The following is a 15,713-nucleotide window of genomic DNA, read 5'->3' as shown; positions in this document are numbered from 1 at the left end:
CAACTGATAAATTACTTACTAAATAAAATCATTTACGCTTTACTCACATTATTTGGTGTGGTAACTGTTATTTTCTTTTTGTTTAATGTGCTCCCGGGTGATCCGGCGCAAATGATGTTAGGTCAAAATGAAGACACAGAACAGCTTAAATTAGTAAAACAGAAATATGGATTTGATAAGCCTATTTCAATACAATATGTTTACTATTTAAATGACTTATCGCCACTGTCATTTCATTCAAAAAATAAAGAAGATTACACTGCTTTACAATCTGGAAAATACACTGCTAAGCCACTTTTTACCATTGGAAATACAACAACTGTTTTAAAGTTTCCATATTTAAGAGAATCTTTCACAAAACAAGGCAAAAAAGTAACCCAAGTTTTAGGTGAAACATTGCCCAATACTTTTGTACTAGCAGTTTCGGCCATTTTTATAGCTATTGTTTTAGGTGTTGTTTTGGGTATCATTTCAGCGTTGTATAAAGACCAATGGTTAGATAAATTTATACAAGTGGTAAGCACATTAGGTATGAGTGTGCCATCATTTTTTAGCGCTATTTTATTTGCTTGGTTATTTGGCTTCGTTTTACATGAATACACGAATTTGGAAATGACGGGAAGCCTTTATGAGTTAGACGATTTTGGAGAAGCCATGCACATAAAATGGAAAAATTTAGTGTTGCCAGCGGTGGTGTTGGGTATTCGTCCGTTAGCCGTTGTAATTCAACTAATGCGAAATTCTCTTTTAGAAGTTTTTAATCAAGATTATATTAGAACCGCAAGAGCTAAAGGATTATCTGAGTTTCAAATTATAAAAAAACACGCCATAAAAAACGCAATGAATCCAGTAGTTACCGCCATTTCGGGTTGGTTTGCATCAATGCTAGCAGGCGCTGTTTTTGTAGAATATATTTTTGGTTGGAATGGCTTAGGAAAAGAAATTGTTAACGCACTAAACACGCTAGATTTACCAGTAATAATGGGAGCAGTTTTAGTAATTGCTACCTTATTTGTAATGATTAATATATTTGTCGACTTAATTTACGCTTGGTTAGATCCTAAAGTAAAATTGAAGTAATTTTTAATCTCCGTTTTGGCGGGAATCACATCTAAAAAAAATCAAATAATGAAAAAAATATATGTAATACTATTAGTAATAGTAACTTTTTTAAGTTGTAAAACACCAGACCCAAAAACATTTAGCGATGCAGCTTTAAATGATACGTTTGTAACGTTAAATGGTGAAAGCGTAACTTTTCAATCTATTTTAAACAAGCACAAAGGCAAAACCATTGTTGTTGATATTTGGGCATCTTGGTGTGGAGATTGTATAAAAAACATGCCAAAAGTTAAAGCTTTACAAGAAAATTATAAAGATGTAGCGTATGTGTTTTTATCATTAGATAGAGGAGAAGCTGCCTGGAAAAAGGGTATTGAAAAATACAATATACAAGGAGACCACTACTACATGCCTAATGGTAAAGATTGTGAGTTTGCAAACTTTGTAAATATAAGTTGGATACCCAGATATATGGTTGTAAATAAAGCCAGCGAAATCGTTGTATTTAATGTTATTGAAGCTGATGACAAAAATCTTATTAAAGCTGTTAAAAATTAAGTACTTTAGCATCTCAAATTCAAAATAATAATTAACTATAATAAACAAATTCCTTCCCTTTGGGAAGGTTAGGATGGGAATTATGAGAAAAAATATTGTTGCCGGTAACTGGAAAATGAATAACGATTTATCAAAAACTGAAGCGTTATTAGCAGATTTAGCAAACCAAACAAAAACTTCAAACGCTGAAGTAATTGTAGCGCCAACATTTACAAACTTATACCAAGCTTATAAAGTTTTAAAATCAACCGATATTCATGTAGCCGCTCAAAACATGCATTTTGCTGAAAACGGTGCTTATACTGGTGAAATTAGCGCTAGCATGCTTAAAAGTGTTGGAGCAGAAATTGTTATTTTAGGGCACAGTGAGCGTAGAGAATATTTTAATGAAACTGATGAGCTTTTAGCTAAAAAAGTTGATGCTGCTTTAGCAAATGATATGACCGTTATTTTCTGTTTTGGTGAAGAGTTAGCCGATAGAAAATCTGGAAACGAAGAAACCGTAGTAGAAAATCAAATTAAAAATGCGTTGTTTCACTTAGAAGCATCAGCATTTAATAAAATAGTTTTAGCTTATGAACCAGTTTGGGCTATTGGCACAGGTGAAACTGCATCACCAGAGCAAGCACAAGATATGCACGCTTTTATTAGAAAAACGTTAGAAAACAAGTACGGAGCAGAAGTAGCTGATAGCGTTTCAATTCTTTACGGTGGAAGTGTAAAGCCAGCCAACGCACAAGAAATTTTCTCTAAGCCAGATGTTGATGGTGGTTTAATTGGTGGAGCATCATTAAAAGCTGAAGATTTCTTTGCTATTGTAAATGCATTCTAGATTAAAGATATTCTTGTAATGCCGAACTTGTTTCAGCATTTCACAAATAACATCTAAATAAAAAAGCGTTCAAAATTTAAAATTTGAGCGCTTTTTTTGTTTTACAAATTTCTAAGGATATTCCCTGATTTTTATAATCTGGGTGAATGCCCTTAGATTTTTTTATAAGGTTGAAAGTAACTTGCAATCAGTTATTAATCAACAATTTTAACCTTATGAAAATTTTTAAGTTTCTTTTAATATTTGCAATTACAACTATTTCATTTGTTGGTTGTAAAACAGAACCTCTTGAAGGTGATGATGAAGCCCCAGTTATAAAAATTATCACACCAATTGATAATGTAACATTTCATCTTGAAAACGCTAGTTTATCACCCAATTCTATAGAAATTCATGCCATAGCTACAGATAATAATGCAGTTGTTTTTGGTGTTTTTACAATAACAGATGCTAACGGAAATTTAGTTGATGCAGATGTAGAAAGCAATTTTAGTAATAACAACAAAGTATTAGATTTAACAGGTAATTTCTCAACAACTACACCCGGAGTTTATTCCATTAATTTTCTTTTTAGAGATGCAAATGATAATAATGCATCTACTACAATAACTATAGAGTGTATTGCATCAGAAACCGAAGAAGAACAAGCAATTAATTATCAATTGTTTTACTCTGATAGACAGTACGAAAGTATTATGCGGGTAGACATTTATAATGATGCAACAACCCAAGAAACCTTATTATCAAAAGATGTTACAGATGGTAAATCATTAATAGTTTTTCCAGAATACAATGAATTACTTGTTGGTTCTACAGAATCTGGTCTAGATGTTAATATTACATCTGTAAATCCTTCAACAGGAGGACGTGAAATAAAAAATGTATCAACTTCAAATTACATTTTCAGTGCATTAGCAAAAAATCAGACAAAGCAAGAGGTGTATTATTTTTTAGAAGGCGCAGATTTAAACAAAATAGGTAATCATAGACTTTATAAAATGAATGCAGATGGTAGTAATAAAACCATGTTGGCTCAAGTTGAGAATGCTACCAGAGCTAATGCAATTAAAAAGATATGGGTAGAAGACAGTGAACAACCATTTTTAATAATGCATGATAGATATAGCTTGTATTATTATGACCCAGAAAGTTCTACCGATTTAGAAAGTAGTGCCATTTTTAAAACAGATGGTCATGAAATACATGATATAGCAGTAGATATTTCTAATGATATTATTTATATGATACTGTCTTATGATAGAGGAAGTAGTAGATATTACACCGTAGGTACTTCAAGTTTAAAAGGATTAGATGTCAATTTAAATTTTGCAGAAATAGCACAAAATCATCCTGTAACTTCTCAATTTTTACCACATAGAATGAAGTTAGATATCAAAAATAAGCATGTCTATTGGTTTACAGAAAGTGATGACTATAAGAAATCAATTCTTAAGCGTGCCAGTTTTAATGATACTAGTGTACAAACCATATGGGAAACAACCACTTGTTTGTGTACAGGTGAGGTAGAAGACATAAGAATAGAAGATTATCAAATAAACACAGAATCAATAATAACAACAAATTAAAAACCAGAAAAAATGAAAACAATAATCAAACTAACAGTATTAATGTGCTTTGTAACATCGTTAACTTTTGCACAAAAATTGAAAGTAACAGGAGGGGTAAACATAATGTATATTGATTATGCTGTAAGTACAATACATACAGAAACTCCCACAGATGAGCAACCAACAGACACAGATTTAAGTACAAAATTCACTAACTCTAAATCTATCACCTCATATAATAGTTCAATTAATTCAACACTAGATTTTAGTGAGACGTCTAGTGAAACAGGATTTTATTTAGGACTAGCTTTAGCAGACATCAATTTAGCTGATAAATTAGAATTATTACCAGAAGTAAGATTTGTGGTAGTTAAAGATTTTAATCAAATACAAGTTCCGGTTTTAGCTTCCTATAATATTTCAGATAAGTTCAAAGCCAAAGCAGGTCCAAGTTTAGGGTTTCTTTTAGATACTGGTGAAGGCGTGAAATCTACCAATTTTGCAATTGACTTTGGATTGTCTTACGATGTTTCAGAGAAAATATCAATTGATGCTAGATATGATTGGGGGCAAACTAATTTATTAGATAGAGGTGATAGTGATAATTATTTAAAGATTAATAACATTCAAATAGGACTGTCTTACAGTTTTAACTAAATCAATTGTTATGAAGAAACAATATTTTGTTTTACTGGTATGTGTTTTTTGCTGCACTAGTTTCTTAAGCTTTTCGCAATGTGTAGCACCACCAAATAATTTAATAAGTTGGTGGAAAGCAGAAGATAATGCAAACGATTCATTAGGTAATAATCATGGTACTACCAACGGCACTTTATATACCACAGGTGTTGTGGGTAAATCATTCTTATTTGATGGCGTAGATGATGTGGTTGTAGTGCCACATAGCCCAGATTTAGACATCACTGGAGATGTTACGGTAGAACTTTGGGCAAAACAAACAGGTTTCGCAACAGTAAGCCAACAGGTTATTGCCAAAGGAGGAGGTTATGTACCTACCGATGTACCTACAGTATTTTCTATGCGTTTTGAAAATGCCACCTTCCAATGCATTTTTGAAGATAATACAGGAGCAAACATTGTTTTAACTGGTCCAAGTTTCGAAGACTTTCAATGGCACCATTATGTCTATGTGAGACAAGGTAATCAACATTCTATTTATGCAGATGGTTTTCATTTTGGTTGGGAAACATTTACTAATGGTCCGTCAAGTACTGTAGGTTTACCTTTAACCATTGGAGGGCAATATCACAACCCTAACGGGGCTTTAAACGATTACGCTAACTTTTTCTCTGGAGAGATAGATGAAGTAGGTGTCTATAATCGAGCACTGACTGAAACAGAAATTCAAAATATTTATAATGCCGGAGCCAATGGAAAATGTACAGGTGTGTTAAGTACTGTAAATGAGGTGTTAGCCAAAAACACAATAAAAGCATATCCAAACCCTGTAGTTCAAACTTTAAATATTCAGTGTGATGCAATACAGAATACAAAAATTACTATTTCAGATATTCAGGGGAAAGTCTTAAATATATACAACAATGCGTCCTCAAAGTTGAAAATAGATATGACGGATAAAGCAACTGGTTTATATTTTGTGTCTGTTCAAGCTAAAGATGCTTCAAAACCTAAAGTGTTTAAAATAGTAAAACAATGAGATTCTTAATTTTTATTTTACTAGGCATGTCTGCATTTTCACAAACAAAATTTGAAGGCATAGCAATTAAAGCTTCTGTGCCTGTTGGTTGGCAAGTACAAGAAGAAAATTACGGACAAATTATGTTAAGTAATTCTAATGAGCAAGCTGCTATTATGCTAATAGAACATGGGTGGGCAAACGAACACATTATATTACAAAACATGCAAGAAACCATACAAGAAGATGGTATGCAAGCCGCTTTGGCCACAGATATTATGCAGCTAGATAATGGAAACTATATAGCACTTTACCAAGGCAGTTATAGCAATGGGCAAGAAATTATTTTAGTGGCAGTAGTATCTAAAAGTAAACTTTGGCAAATTGGTGGAGTAATGACACTTGTTTTGGTGCCTAAACAAGCATTTAAAGATACCTATCAAGATTTAGCTGTTGAAATTTCAAAATCTATAACATATTTACCTTTTATGAATAGTTTGGCAAAGCAAAAAGCCAATATGTTTAAAGGAAGAAAACTTGTAAAATACAGTTCCCATTATGCTTCTAATTATGGAGGAAGTATAAGTATAGGTTCTAACAGTAAAGTTACCATTAACTTTTGTTCTAACGGCCAGTTTGCATTTAATGGTTATTCAGATTTAAGTGCTGGTGGTGGTGCTTTTGATGGTGAAGTATCTTCAAGCAATAGTAAAGGTATAGGACTTTGGAGCCTCATGATTATCAAAGGTTATATGGTGATTAGATTGGTGTCTAATGCAGGCGAAGTCAATTATATGCCTATAGAACGTTATACAGAAGATGGTGCCTTCTATATTAACGATAACAAATGGGTTATTGGTGGTAGTGACATTTGTAATTAAGCTCAAGTAGTATCCTTATTTTTATTACATTTAAATACTTAAAAATTAATCCTTTTGAAAAATAGAACTTTTGTTTTTATCATTTTTTGTTGTCTCATTAGCTCATTAATGTTAGCACAAACATTATCTGTTACGGATAGTTTAGAACAACAATTATTAATAGAAAAGAGTGAAGTGAAAAAATGTAGTATTTACAATGATTTGGTAAGAAGCTATATTTACAGCTCCCCTAAAACCTCTTTAAAGTATAATGATTCACTTGCTATTTTAAGCAAGGAAATAAAAAATAAGGAGTTAGAGATGTTATCTCAATTTAATTATGCCAGGGTGTATCGAGTCTTGGGAGATTCTAAAAAAGCCTTAAATCTACTATTAGATTATGAAGATTATGCTAAAAAGAAAAAGGATACTGTAAACTTAATTCCGGCATATTATCAATTAGGAGTAAGTTATATGTTTCTTGATGATAAGGTCAACGCTATAGATTTTTTGTTAAAATCTTTAGAATTGTGTGAGTTAACTGGTAATGAAGAGAATGCTCTAATGAATATGAATGCTATTGGGGCTATCTATGACCAGATGGGACAATACAAAAAAGCACTGGAGTATTATAAAGAAGTAGAGAAATCCTATCTAAAAACCAAAGATCCGGATAACTTAGGCTTAATATATAGTAATTTAGGAATTGTTTATAAGCATTTAGATAGTTTAGATATAGCACTTAATTATTTTGAGAAAGGGTATGATTTAAGTAAGAATGGTGAGAACTTGTCTGTAAAATCCTATCAACTTAGAAATATGGGGCTTATTCAACAGGCTCAAAAAAACTATATAGGAGCGGAAATAAATTTTTTAAAAGCCTTAGATATACGAAAGAAAATGGGGGAAAAACTTCCTTTGTTAGGGTCTTATTATGATTTAGGAAGTCTTTATGATTCTAAAGGTAACTTTAATGAGTCAATAGGGAATTTGAAAAGAGCTCTTATCTTATCCAAAGAAATAAAATCAAAAAGTAATGAGGCACTTTGTTTAATGGCTCTTGCAGAAGTGTATGAAAACTCAGGAGATTTAGGTAATGCTTACAAATATCTCAAAGAAGGTAGGTTGCTAAATGATAGTATTCAAAGTATTGAGTTTAAGGAAAAAGTTAATGATTTAGATAAAAAATACCAAACAGCTAAAAAAGACAAAGAAATTGCTACCCAACAATTAGAACTTAAAGAAAAAGAAACTCAAATTCAAAAAAAGAAAACCCAGAACAACTATATGTTAGGGGCTATTGTGTTTTTGGTCATAGCTACAACTTTATTGGTATTTTTATTCAAACAACGCCAAAAACAAAAAAATCAAGAATTACTAACACTTAAACGAGAGTTTCAAATAAAAACATTAGAATCTTTAATTGAAGGGGAAGAAAAAGAGCGTCATCGTGTTGCTAAAGAATTACATGATGGCGTAAATGGAGATTTAGCAGCTATTAAGTATAAATTATCTTCACTCCTAGAAATGAATAATAATGTAATTAAAGAAGCTATTACAATGATTGATGATTCATGCAAACAAGTAAGAGCTATTTCTCATAATTTAATTCCGCCCTCATTAGAAAGTTTCAATTTATTAGAGGCTACAGAAGTATATTGTAGTAACTTAAATGAGGTTACTCAAAATTTAGAAATTACATTTCAACACTTAGGAGAGACTATTGAAATTCCAAAAAAAGCTGAGGTAAACGCCTTTAGAATCATTCAAGAATTGGTAACTAACGCTATTAGGCACGCAGAAGCTTCTCAAATAGATGTGCAAATAAGTTCTAGAGACAATACTATACAAATCACAGTAGAAGATAATGGTAAAGGTTTTGATAAAAACAACGTTAAAAGTGGTGGTATTGGTTTAAGTAATGTACAGTCTAGAGTAGATTATTTAAATGCTACAACCGATTTTATATCGAATAACCAGGGAACTTCATATACAATAGATATTGATAAAAGCAAGATAAATGGTAATTAAAATAGCGATAACAGACGATCATGAAATGGTGTTACAAGGCATAGTGTCAATGTTAGAAAATACACCAGAAGTTACTTTTGTGGGGACTTATAAAAACGCCAATGAAACCATAGAAAGTATCCCTAAAGACCAACCAGATGTGTTATTGTTAGATATTAATTTACCAGATATAAACGGCATAGACTTAAGTAAGCAATTGTTAAAAAAGCAACCAGATTTAAAAATTATTGGACTCACCAATTTTGAAGACATTTCTTTTGTAAAACGCATGCTTAAAAATGGCGTTCACGGATATTTACTTAAAAATACAGATAAGTTAGAATTACTAACAGCCATAACTACTGTTCTTTCAGGAGAACTCTTCCTACAAAAGGATATCCATAAGAAGCTGTTGAGTCAGACAGGAACAACTTCAGATAACGGATTAAAACCAAATTTAACTAGAAGAGAACATGATGTGTTAGTGGCTATTTCTGAAGAGTTAACTACTCAAGAAATTTCAAAAAAGTTATTTATAAGCCCTAAAACAGTTGAAACCCATCGTATGAATATAATGAGTAAATTAGGTGCAAAAAATAGTGTTGGTATTATTAAAATAGCTATTGAAAAAGAACTGTTGTAGTTTTAACTTCTATATTTGTGCTCTAAATAAAATAGATTATGTCAAACATCATATACATTGGTTACGAGTTTAAAGTAGAACCTTTGCAACCAGCTACCGAAATTCTTATCGCAGAATTAGGTTACGCTGGTTTTGAAAGCTTTGTTGAAACCGAAACAGGCGTTACAGCTTACATTCAAAAAGATGAATGGCACAATGCTATTTTAAATGATATTAATATTTTAAATTCAAATGAGTTTAAAATTACATACACTTTCTCTGAAATTGAACAAACCAATTGGAATGCTGAATGGGAAAAGAATTTTAACCCAATTATTGTAGATGATGTTTGTGCAGTTCGTGCACCGTTTCACGAAAAATTTAATACTGAATTTGATATTGTTATAGAGCCTAAAATGAGTTTTGGTACCGGGCATCATGAAACTACGCATATGATGATACAGCATATTTTAAAAGAAGATTTTAAAAATAAATCGGTGTTAGATATGGGCTGTGGTACAGGTGTTTTAGCTATATTAACTGAAATGAAAGGCGCCAAACCTATTGATGCTATTGATATTGATAATTGGTGCTATTTAAACAGTTTAGAAAATGTTGAAAGGAATAATTGTTCAAATATTTCAGTGTTTGAAGGCGATGCATCATTGTTACTTGGAAAAAAATACGATGTAATTATAGCCAACATAAACAGAAATATTTTACTTCAAGATATGAACACCTACACAACTTGTTTAAACAAAGGTGGCACCTTATTTTTAAGCGGATTTTACAATAACGACATTCCAACTATTGATGCTGAGGTTTCAAAAAACAACCTTAAACTACAAGAAACTTTTGAGCGTAACAATTGGGTAGCATTAAAATATCAATAGCATATGATTTTGTTTGCGGGCTCATACACAACCGAAGTTTTACCAGGTTTAGAAGGTTTTGGTAAAGGTATTTCAACATTAAAATTCAACGAAATTACAGGTAGTTTAACACCTTTGCATATTCATGAAAATATAAACACCGCATATTTAGTAACTTCAAAAAACAAGCAGTATTTATATAGTTTTCAAGAGGTGATGCCAGAAAAAAATCCGCAGGTATTAGCTTATAAAATAAATGAAGATAAAAGTTTAACGCTTATAAATAAACAACCCATTTTGGGTGGTTTACCTTGTCATATCAATTTAATAAATGATGATAAAACATTACTGGTGGCCTGTTATTGGACAGGGAATGTTCATGTGTATCAATTAAATGATGATGGCTCTATAAATGCACATTCGCAAATTTTACAGCATAAAGGTAGTAGTGTTAATAAAACTAGGCAAGAAGCCCCACATACTCACATGGTTTATGAACATAATAACCACATTTTTGTGCCAGATTTAGGCTTAGATAAGGTTGTTGTATATGCTATTGAAGCTAAAAACACGCTTAAAGAGGCTTATAGAATAAATACACCTTTAGGTGGCGGTCCAAGACATTTAGTAATGCATCCTAACGGTTTGTTTGGTTTTTTAATGAATGAATTAACCGGTGATGTTTCCATATTAAAATTAAACAATCATAGGTTTGAAGTTATAAATAATGTAAATTCTCTACCAGAAAATTATAATGATACACCATCAAGCGCAGCCATAAAACTATCAAAAAATGGTAGATTTTTATATTGCGCTAATCGCGGAAGTGAAACCATTACAATATTTAGTTTTTTTGAAAAGGAAGGTGTTTTAAAACGTATTGGAGTTCAAGATGTTTATGGTAAAACGCCGCGAGATTTTGAAATTTCACCTTGCGGAAATTGGTTATTGGTGGCTAATCAAGATTCTTTTACAATTGAAGTTTTTAAAATTAATACTGAAAATGGGCTGCTAAAAAGAGTATTTTCTGCACCAAAATTAAAATCTATATCATGCTTGCAATTTTTGTAACGTATTTTTTTATAAATTTGACTTGCTATGAGTACACATGAAAAAATACAAGAACAATTTAGCGTTTTAGAAAAAGAGGCTAATTCAAACGAAATTGTGTTATATAACGATGACGTAAATACTTTTGATCACGTTATAGAAACATTAATAACAGCTTGTGAGCATACGCCTGAACAAGCTGAACAATGCTCAATTATTGTACATTACAAAGGAAAATGCACAGTAAAAACAGGAGCTTATGATGATTTAAAACCACGTTGTACAGCCTTGTTAAACGCCGGTTTAAGCGCAGAAATAGTGTAATTACTTTTGCATTCTGCCAATAGCACAACTAACAAAAGATTTTGCTTTTGTAGTAATAGCATTATTAGCACCAACTTCAGGGTATCCTAATTTAACAAGTAGCTTTTTTGCTGTATTAAGTGTTTCTTCATTGTCATATGAAAATGAAACACTATTATTTTCATTGTTAACAGTTACATTATCAACAAGTTCTAATTCAGATAATTTAGTGGTGATTGTATTTGCACAACCACCACATTTTAAGTTTTGTATTTGTATTGTAGTATTCATGTTTATAGCGTTGAAGGACATACGTAATCTGTTTTTGGTAAATCTGTTTTTTTTAAGGCAGCGTATCCACCAGCAATATCAATAACATTAAAACCTCTAGCTTTTAAAATTGATGCTGCAATTACAGACCTATAACCACCTGCACAATGTACGTAATAATTAGATTTTTTATCAATAGTATTCATATTATTGTTAATATAATCTAACGGAAAATGATGTACGTTATCTCCTTTTAAATGTTCAGATTTATATTCCCCATCTTTTCTAACATCTAAAATTTTAATAGTATCTTTTTTATTTCTATCCGCTAATTCTTCAGCTGAAATAGACTCAATAGATTCAATATCTTTTCCTGCGTTTTTCCAAGCTTCAATACCTCCTTTTAAATAGCCTAAGGTATTATCATAACCTACTCTTGATAGCCTTGTAACAGTTTCTTGTTCTTTACCTTCAGGCGTTATTAATAAAATAGGTTGCTGTAAATCTGTAATTAAGGCACCAACCCATGGTGCAAAACCACCATGAATACCAATAAAAATTGAATTAGGTATGTGTGCTTTAACAAACTCTTGTTCGGTTCTTACATCTAAAACTAAGGCGCCTTCTTGGTTGGCTATATTTTCAAACGTTTCTGGGTTTTGCGCTACGTCACCTTTTTCTAAAACAGTATCAAAACTGGTATAACCAGATTTGTTCATTTGCGCATTTTTTGCAAAATATTGTGGTGGCGGTAAAATACCATCAAGCACTTCTTTTACAAATTCATCTTTTGTCATATCTGCTCTAAGGGCGTAGTTTGTTTGCTTTTGCTCTCCTAAAACACCAACAGTTTCTTTACTTAAGTTTTTACCACAAGCAGAACCAGCGCCGTGGGCAGGGTAAACAATAACATCATTGGCTAAAGGCATTATTTTATTTCGAAGTGAATCATACAACATACTTGCTAAATCTTCTTTTGTTAAATCAGATTTTATAGCCAAATCTGGTCTGCCAACATCACCTAAAAACAGCGTGTCACCCGAAAAAATAGCGTGGTCTTTACCGTTTTTATCAATTAATAAATAAGTAGCAGATTCTAGAGTATGCCCGGGTGTATGAAGCACTTTTATAGTTATGTTGCCAATTTTAAAAGTTTCATTGTCTTTGGCAATGTAGGCATCATAATCTGTTTTAGCATTGGGTCCAAAAATAATGGTAGCGCCCGTTTTGTTTGCTAAATCAATATGGCCAGACACAAAATCGGCATGAAAATGCGTTTCAAAAATGTACTTAATTGTAGCATTTTCTTTTTTTGCTTTATCAATATATTGTTGTGTTTCGCGTAATGGGTCAATAATGGCAACTTCGCCTTCAGATTCTATGTAATAAGCACCTTGTGCTAAACATCCTGTATATATTTGTTCTATTTTCATTTTTTAATTTTTTCTTATTCAAATTTACTAAAGTGTGTATGTTATGAGTGTGACTTAAGTCACATAAATTACTTTAGAATAGTTTCTTTATAAACAATGTAAATAGCCATTATTAGGGTGAAAACTCCAAAGCTTTTTTTAAGTTTTTTGCTGCTTATAAATTTTGAAAGGTAAACACCTAATAAGATACCAATTATAGATGTAATGGTGAATGACAGCAGAAAAAACCAATCTATAGCTAGCGTTTGCATATCACCTGTAAAGCCAATTAAAGAATTAATAGTAACTATAATTAAAGATGTGCCAACGGCTTTTTTCATGGGTATATTAGCCCAAAGAACCAAAGCGGGGACATATAAAAAACCGCCGCCAGCACCAATAATTCCTGTAATTGTACCTATTGTTACACCTTGTACAAAGGTTTTGTAATAAGGCTGACTGCTACCGGTAACATTGTTTTTTTGTTTCTTGTTTTTTATCATAGAAATAGAAGAAATAAGCATGATTATTGAAAAGAAAATCATGATACCCATTTCTTTAGTTATTTCAATATTTCCTATTGAAAAAAGGCTATCTGGAATGTTTGGTACTAAATAGCGCCTAGATAAATATACAGCTACAAATGATGGAAACGAAAAGGCTAACCCCGTTTTAACATCAACTAACCCTTTTTTATATTTTTGAAATGTACCAACCAATGATGTTGTACCCACTACAAATAATGAATAAGCTGTAGCAATAATAGGGTTGTAGCCTAAAAGATATACCAACAAAGGTACTGTTAAAATAGAACCGCCGCCACCTATTAAACCCAACACCAAACCAACAATTAAGGCACCAATATAGCCTAAAATTTGCGTGTTATCCATTTTAATGAGGTAGTTTGTTTTTTAAAACCCCATACAAAAATGTACCTAATAGTGCAGCAGCAATTACAATTAGCATGCTAATTACGCCCGTACCTAAAAGTATGTACATTGGCCCAGGACAAGCACCAATTAAAGCCCAACCAAGACCAAAAATAGTACCGCCAATAATATAGCGAGCAAAACTTCTGTTTTTTTTAGGAACCATTATTTTTTCACCATGAATGTTTTTTATAATGCCCTTTTTAGCTAATTGAAGAAATAGGATACCCGAGGCAATAGCAGTACCAATAATACCGTACATATGAAAGGATTGAAACCTAAACATTTCATAAATTCTGTACCATGAAACGGCTTCAGATTTTACTAATATTATTCCGAAGATAATACCAACTATTAAAAATTTTAAAAATTTCATTTTGATTAGAATTTATGCGTTAGAAAATTAATGGTAGTATAACATTTGTCATTATTAAACCACCAATAAAAAAGCCAATTACAGCAATTAATGATGGTTTTTGTAAACTACTTAAACCAGTAATAGCATGCCCCGAAGTACAACCGCCAGCATAACGTGTACCAAAACCAACAAGCATGCCGCCTAAAATTAAAATAAGTAAACCTTCAATAGACGTTAAGGCATCTAAACCATACATTTCGGTTGGCACAAGTGTAGCGCCTGCGTTTTCAAAACCTAAAGTTTGAAGTTCGGCAATTGTAGTTGGGTTTAAATTGGTTTGTGTGTTATTTGATAAAAAGTTAACTGCAATATAACCACCAATTATAGCACCTAAAACAACGGTTAAGTTCCATTTTTGAGCTTTCCAGTCAAATCTAAAAAAGTCTGCAAATTTATCGGCGCCAAAAGCAGAACACATGGTTCTAAGGTTTGAAGACATGCCAAAAGTTTTGCCAAAATAAAGCAGTAAAGCCATTATTAAGGCAATTAAAGGGCCAGAAACATACCAAGGCCAAGGGTTTAAAATAATTTCCATTTTTCACTTAATTTAATTGCAAAATTAAGGTTATAGAAATGGTTAAGGTGTAACAATGGTTACTTAAGCTTTTAAAATTTCAATTTTGTTTCTGCCAAGGCTTATTTTTTCTTCGCGTTCAAGTTGTTTTAATAGTCTTGAAATTACTACTCTAGATGAGTGCAAATCTTCAGCTATTTCTTGATGTTTAATTTCAATAATATTAGTGCTGTTTAGTATGGCTTTATTTAGTAGATATTTGTGCAAACGCTCATCCATTTTTAAAAATGCAATACTATCAATGGCATCAAGCATTTCATCAAACCTGGTTTGGTAACTTTCTAAAATAAAGTTTCGCCAACTTTCGTTATTGTGAAACCATTTTTGCATATTTTCAACAGGTATCATAATTAAAGAAGAATCTTTTTCGGCAACGGCACGTATTTTACTTTTTGTAGTACCTAAACAGCAGGTAAGAGACATTGTACAAGTATCTCCAGCCTCTAGAAAATAAATAAGTAATTCATGGCCATCACTATCTTCTCTTATAATTTTGATATCACCAGTTAATAAAAGAGGTATGAACTTTAAGGGTTGATTAATATCTATTATAATATCGTCTTTATTAAAACTTTTAAAAATTCCCTTTTCTGAAATTTCTTTAATCAGCTCATCATCTAAGTTATGCCCAAATTTTTGAAGTAATAATTCATAATTCATATTCAAAAATAACAATTTTAATAGTAAATGCTTTTTTTAAAAATGTCATTTTCAGT

18 protein-coding genes are annotated in these 15,713 nt (G+C 31.7%); 12 read left to right on the top strand and 6 right to left on the bottom strand.

All coding sequences use genetic code 11. The features are described 5' to 3' along the window. Positions 1-3 precede the first annotated feature (3 nt). The 12 genes from ACYX4H_RS01405 to ACYX4H_RS01350 all read left to right on the top strand — a co-directional run bounded on the left by ACYX4H_RS01405 (position 4) and on the right by ACYX4H_RS01350 (position 11,415). Entirely contained in the window at positions 4-1,080 is a 1,077-nt protein-coding gene (locus ACYX4H_RS01405; RefSeq protein WP_476238620.1) for an ABC transporter permease, read from the top strand. A 48-nt stretch (positions 1,081-1,128) separates the two neighbouring features. Next, positions 1,129-1,620 carry a TlpA family protein disulfide reductase gene (locus ACYX4H_RS01400; protein ID WP_476237435.1) on the top strand — a complete coding sequence of 164 codons (492 nt, stop codon included), beginning with the start codon at positions 1,129-1,131 and terminating at the stop codon, positions 1,618-1,620. 82 nt (positions 1,621-1,702) lie between these two features. Further along, entirely contained in the window at positions 1,703-2,452 is a 750-nt protein-coding gene (tpiA, locus tag ACYX4H_RS01395; RefSeq protein ID WP_476237434.1) for a triose-phosphate isomerase, read from the top strand. 215 nt (positions 2,453-2,667) lie between these two features. Then, positions 2,668-4,038, top strand: coding sequence for a hypothetical protein (locus tag ACYX4H_RS01390; RefSeq protein ID WP_476237433.1), 1,371 nt, complete (start codon positions 2,668-2,670; stop codon positions 4,036-4,038). 12 nt (positions 4,039-4,050) lie between these two features. After that, a complete protein-coding gene (locus ACYX4H_RS01385) occupies positions 4,051-4,677 on the top strand; it encodes an outer membrane beta-barrel protein (protein WP_476237432.1) in 627 nt (208 codons plus the stop codon). A 10-nt stretch (positions 4,678-4,687) separates the two neighbouring features. After that, positions 4,688-5,698: a LamG-like jellyroll fold domain-containing protein gene (locus ACYX4H_RS01380; protein WP_476237431.1), complete on the top strand. Its 1,011-nt coding sequence runs from the start codon at positions 4,688-4,690 to the stop codon at positions 5,696-5,698. Next, on the top strand, positions 5,695-6,558 hold the full coding sequence (locus tag ACYX4H_RS01375; protein WP_476237430.1) for a hypothetical protein: 864 nt from the start codon (positions 5,695-5,697) through the stop codon (positions 6,556-6,558). Before ACYX4H_RS01380 ends, ACYX4H_RS01375 begins: the two co-directional genes overlap by 4 nt. A gap of 108 nt (positions 6,559-6,666) precedes the next feature. Further along, the gene (locus tag ACYX4H_RS01370; RefSeq protein ID WP_476237429.1) at positions 6,667-8,568 is read left to right on the top strand and encodes a tetratricopeptide repeat-containing sensor histidine kinase; all 1,902 of its coding nucleotides are present in this window, start codon (positions 6,667-6,669) and stop codon (positions 8,566-8,568) included. Beyond that, on the top strand, positions 8,558-9,190 hold the full coding sequence (locus ACYX4H_RS01365) for a response regulator (RefSeq protein ID WP_476237428.1): 633 nt from the start codon (positions 8,558-8,560) through the stop codon (positions 9,188-9,190). The genes ACYX4H_RS01370 and ACYX4H_RS01365 overlap by 11 nt, the downstream gene beginning before the upstream one ends. Positions 9,191-9,228: 38 nt before the next feature. Beyond that, positions 9,229-10,062, top strand: coding sequence for a 50S ribosomal protein L11 methyltransferase (prmA, locus tag ACYX4H_RS01360; RefSeq protein ID WP_476237426.1), 834 nt, complete (start codon positions 9,229-9,231; stop codon positions 10,060-10,062). A 3-nt stretch (positions 10,063-10,065) separates the two neighbouring features. Beyond that, positions 10,066-11,112, top strand: a complete 1,047-nt coding sequence (locus tag ACYX4H_RS01355; RefSeq protein ID WP_476237425.1) for a lactonase family protein — start codon at positions 10,066-10,068, stop codon at positions 11,110-11,112. A 27-nt stretch (positions 11,113-11,139) separates the two neighbouring features. Beyond that, positions 11,140-11,415, top strand: coding sequence for an ATP-dependent Clp protease adaptor ClpS (locus ACYX4H_RS01350; RefSeq protein WP_475295392.1), 276 nt, complete (start codon positions 11,140-11,142; stop codon positions 11,413-11,415). Here the strand turns inward: ACYX4H_RS01350 and ACYX4H_RS01345 are convergent, their stop codons facing one another. From ACYX4H_RS01345 to ACYX4H_RS01320, 6 genes are all read right to left on the bottom strand, one after another. Beyond that, the gene (locus ACYX4H_RS01345; protein WP_476237424.1) at positions 11,416-11,685 is read right to left on the bottom strand and encodes a heavy-metal-associated domain-containing protein; all 270 of its coding nucleotides are present in this window, start codon (positions 11,683-11,685) and stop codon (positions 11,416-11,418) included. 2 nt (positions 11,686-11,687) lie between these two features. After that, positions 11,688-13,097 carry an MBL fold metallo-hydrolase gene (locus tag ACYX4H_RS01340; RefSeq protein WP_476237423.1) on the bottom strand — a complete coding sequence of 470 codons (1,410 nt, stop codon included), beginning with the start codon at positions 13,095-13,097 and terminating at the stop codon, positions 11,688-11,690. 68 nt (positions 13,098-13,165) lie between these two features. Then, a complete protein-coding gene (locus tag ACYX4H_RS01335; RefSeq protein WP_476237422.1) occupies positions 13,166-13,966 on the bottom strand; it encodes a sulfite exporter TauE/SafE family protein in 801 nt (266 codons plus the stop codon). Position 13,967: 1 nt separating this feature from the next. Further along, on the bottom strand, positions 13,968-14,381 hold the full coding sequence (locus ACYX4H_RS01330) for a DUF6691 family protein (protein WP_476237421.1): 414 nt from the start codon (positions 14,379-14,381) through the stop codon (positions 13,968-13,970). A gap of 19 nt (positions 14,382-14,400) precedes the next feature. Beyond that, positions 14,401-14,958, bottom strand: coding sequence for a YeeE/YedE family protein (locus tag ACYX4H_RS01325; RefSeq protein WP_476237420.1), 558 nt, complete (start codon positions 14,956-14,958; stop codon positions 14,401-14,403). 63 nt (positions 14,959-15,021) lie between these two features. Next, positions 15,022-15,657 carry a Crp/Fnr family transcriptional regulator gene (locus ACYX4H_RS01320; protein ID WP_476237419.1) on the bottom strand — a complete coding sequence of 212 codons (636 nt, stop codon included), beginning with the start codon at positions 15,655-15,657 and terminating at the stop codon, positions 15,022-15,024. Positions 15,658-15,713: the final 56 nt, after the last annotated feature.

This window comes from Seonamhaeicola sp. ABD4_340, from assembly GCF_056312135.1.
Note: the sequence above shows the minus strand (reverse complement) of the source record. Positions and strands in the feature narration are given on the sequence as shown.

Bases quoted from the DNA above. Each gene is read 5' to 3' on its own strand.
- ACYX4H_RS01400 (WP_476237435.1), top strand. From the start codon at position 1,129: ATGAAAAAAATATATGTAATACTATTAGTAATAGTAACTTTTTTAAGT.
- tpiA (WP_476237434.1), top strand. From the start codon at position 1,703: ATGAGAAAAAATATTGTTGCCGGTAACTGGAAAATGAATAACGATTTA.
- ACYX4H_RS01390 (WP_476237433.1), top strand. From the start codon at position 2,668: ATGAAAATTTTTAAGTTTCTTTTAATATTTGCAATTACAACTATTTCA.
- ACYX4H_RS01385 (WP_476237432.1), top strand. From the start codon at position 4,051: ATGAAAACAATAATCAAACTAACAGTATTAATGTGCTTTGTAACATCG.
- ACYX4H_RS01380 (WP_476237431.1), top strand. From the start codon at position 4,688: ATGAAGAAACAATATTTTGTTTTACTGGTATGTGTTTTTTGCTGCACT.
- ACYX4H_RS01375 (WP_476237430.1), top strand. From the start codon at position 5,695: ATGAGATTCTTAATTTTTATTTTACTAGGCATGTCTGCATTTTCACAA.
- ACYX4H_RS01370 (WP_476237429.1), top strand. From the start codon at position 6,667: ATGTTAGCACAAACATTATCTGTTACGGATAGTTTAGAACAACAATTA.
- ACYX4H_RS01365 (WP_476237428.1), top strand. From the start codon at position 8,558: ATGGTAATTAAAATAGCGATAACAGACGATCATGAAATGGTGTTACAA.
- prmA (WP_476237426.1), top strand. From the start codon at position 9,229: ATGTCAAACATCATATACATTGGTTACGAGTTTAAAGTAGAACCTTTG.
- ACYX4H_RS01355 (WP_476237425.1), top strand. From the start codon at position 10,066: ATGATTTTGTTTGCGGGCTCATACACAACCGAAGTTTTACCAGGTTTA.
- ACYX4H_RS01350 (WP_475295392.1), top strand. From the start codon at position 11,140: ATGAGTACACATGAAAAAATACAAGAACAATTTAGCGTTTTAGAAAAA.
- ACYX4H_RS01345 (WP_476237424.1), bottom strand. From the start codon at position 11,685: ATGAATACTACAATACAAATACAAAACTTAAAATGTGGTGGTTGTGCA.
- ACYX4H_RS01340 (WP_476237423.1), bottom strand. From the start codon at position 13,097: ATGAAAATAGAACAAATATATACAGGATGTTTAGCACAAGGTGCTTAT.
- ACYX4H_RS01335 (WP_476237422.1), bottom strand. From the start codon at position 13,966: ATGGATAACACGCAAATTTTAGGCTATATTGGTGCCTTAATTGTTGGT.
- ACYX4H_RS01330 (WP_476237421.1), bottom strand. From the start codon at position 14,381: ATGAAATTTTTAAAATTTTTAATAGTTGGTATTATCTTCGGAATAATA.
- ACYX4H_RS01325 (WP_476237420.1), bottom strand. From the start codon at position 14,958: ATGGAAATTATTTTAAACCCTTGGCCTTGGTATGTTTCTGGCCCTTTA.
- ACYX4H_RS01320 (WP_476237419.1), bottom strand. From the start codon at position 15,657: ATGAATTATGAATTATTACTTCAAAAATTTGGGCATAACTTAGATGAT.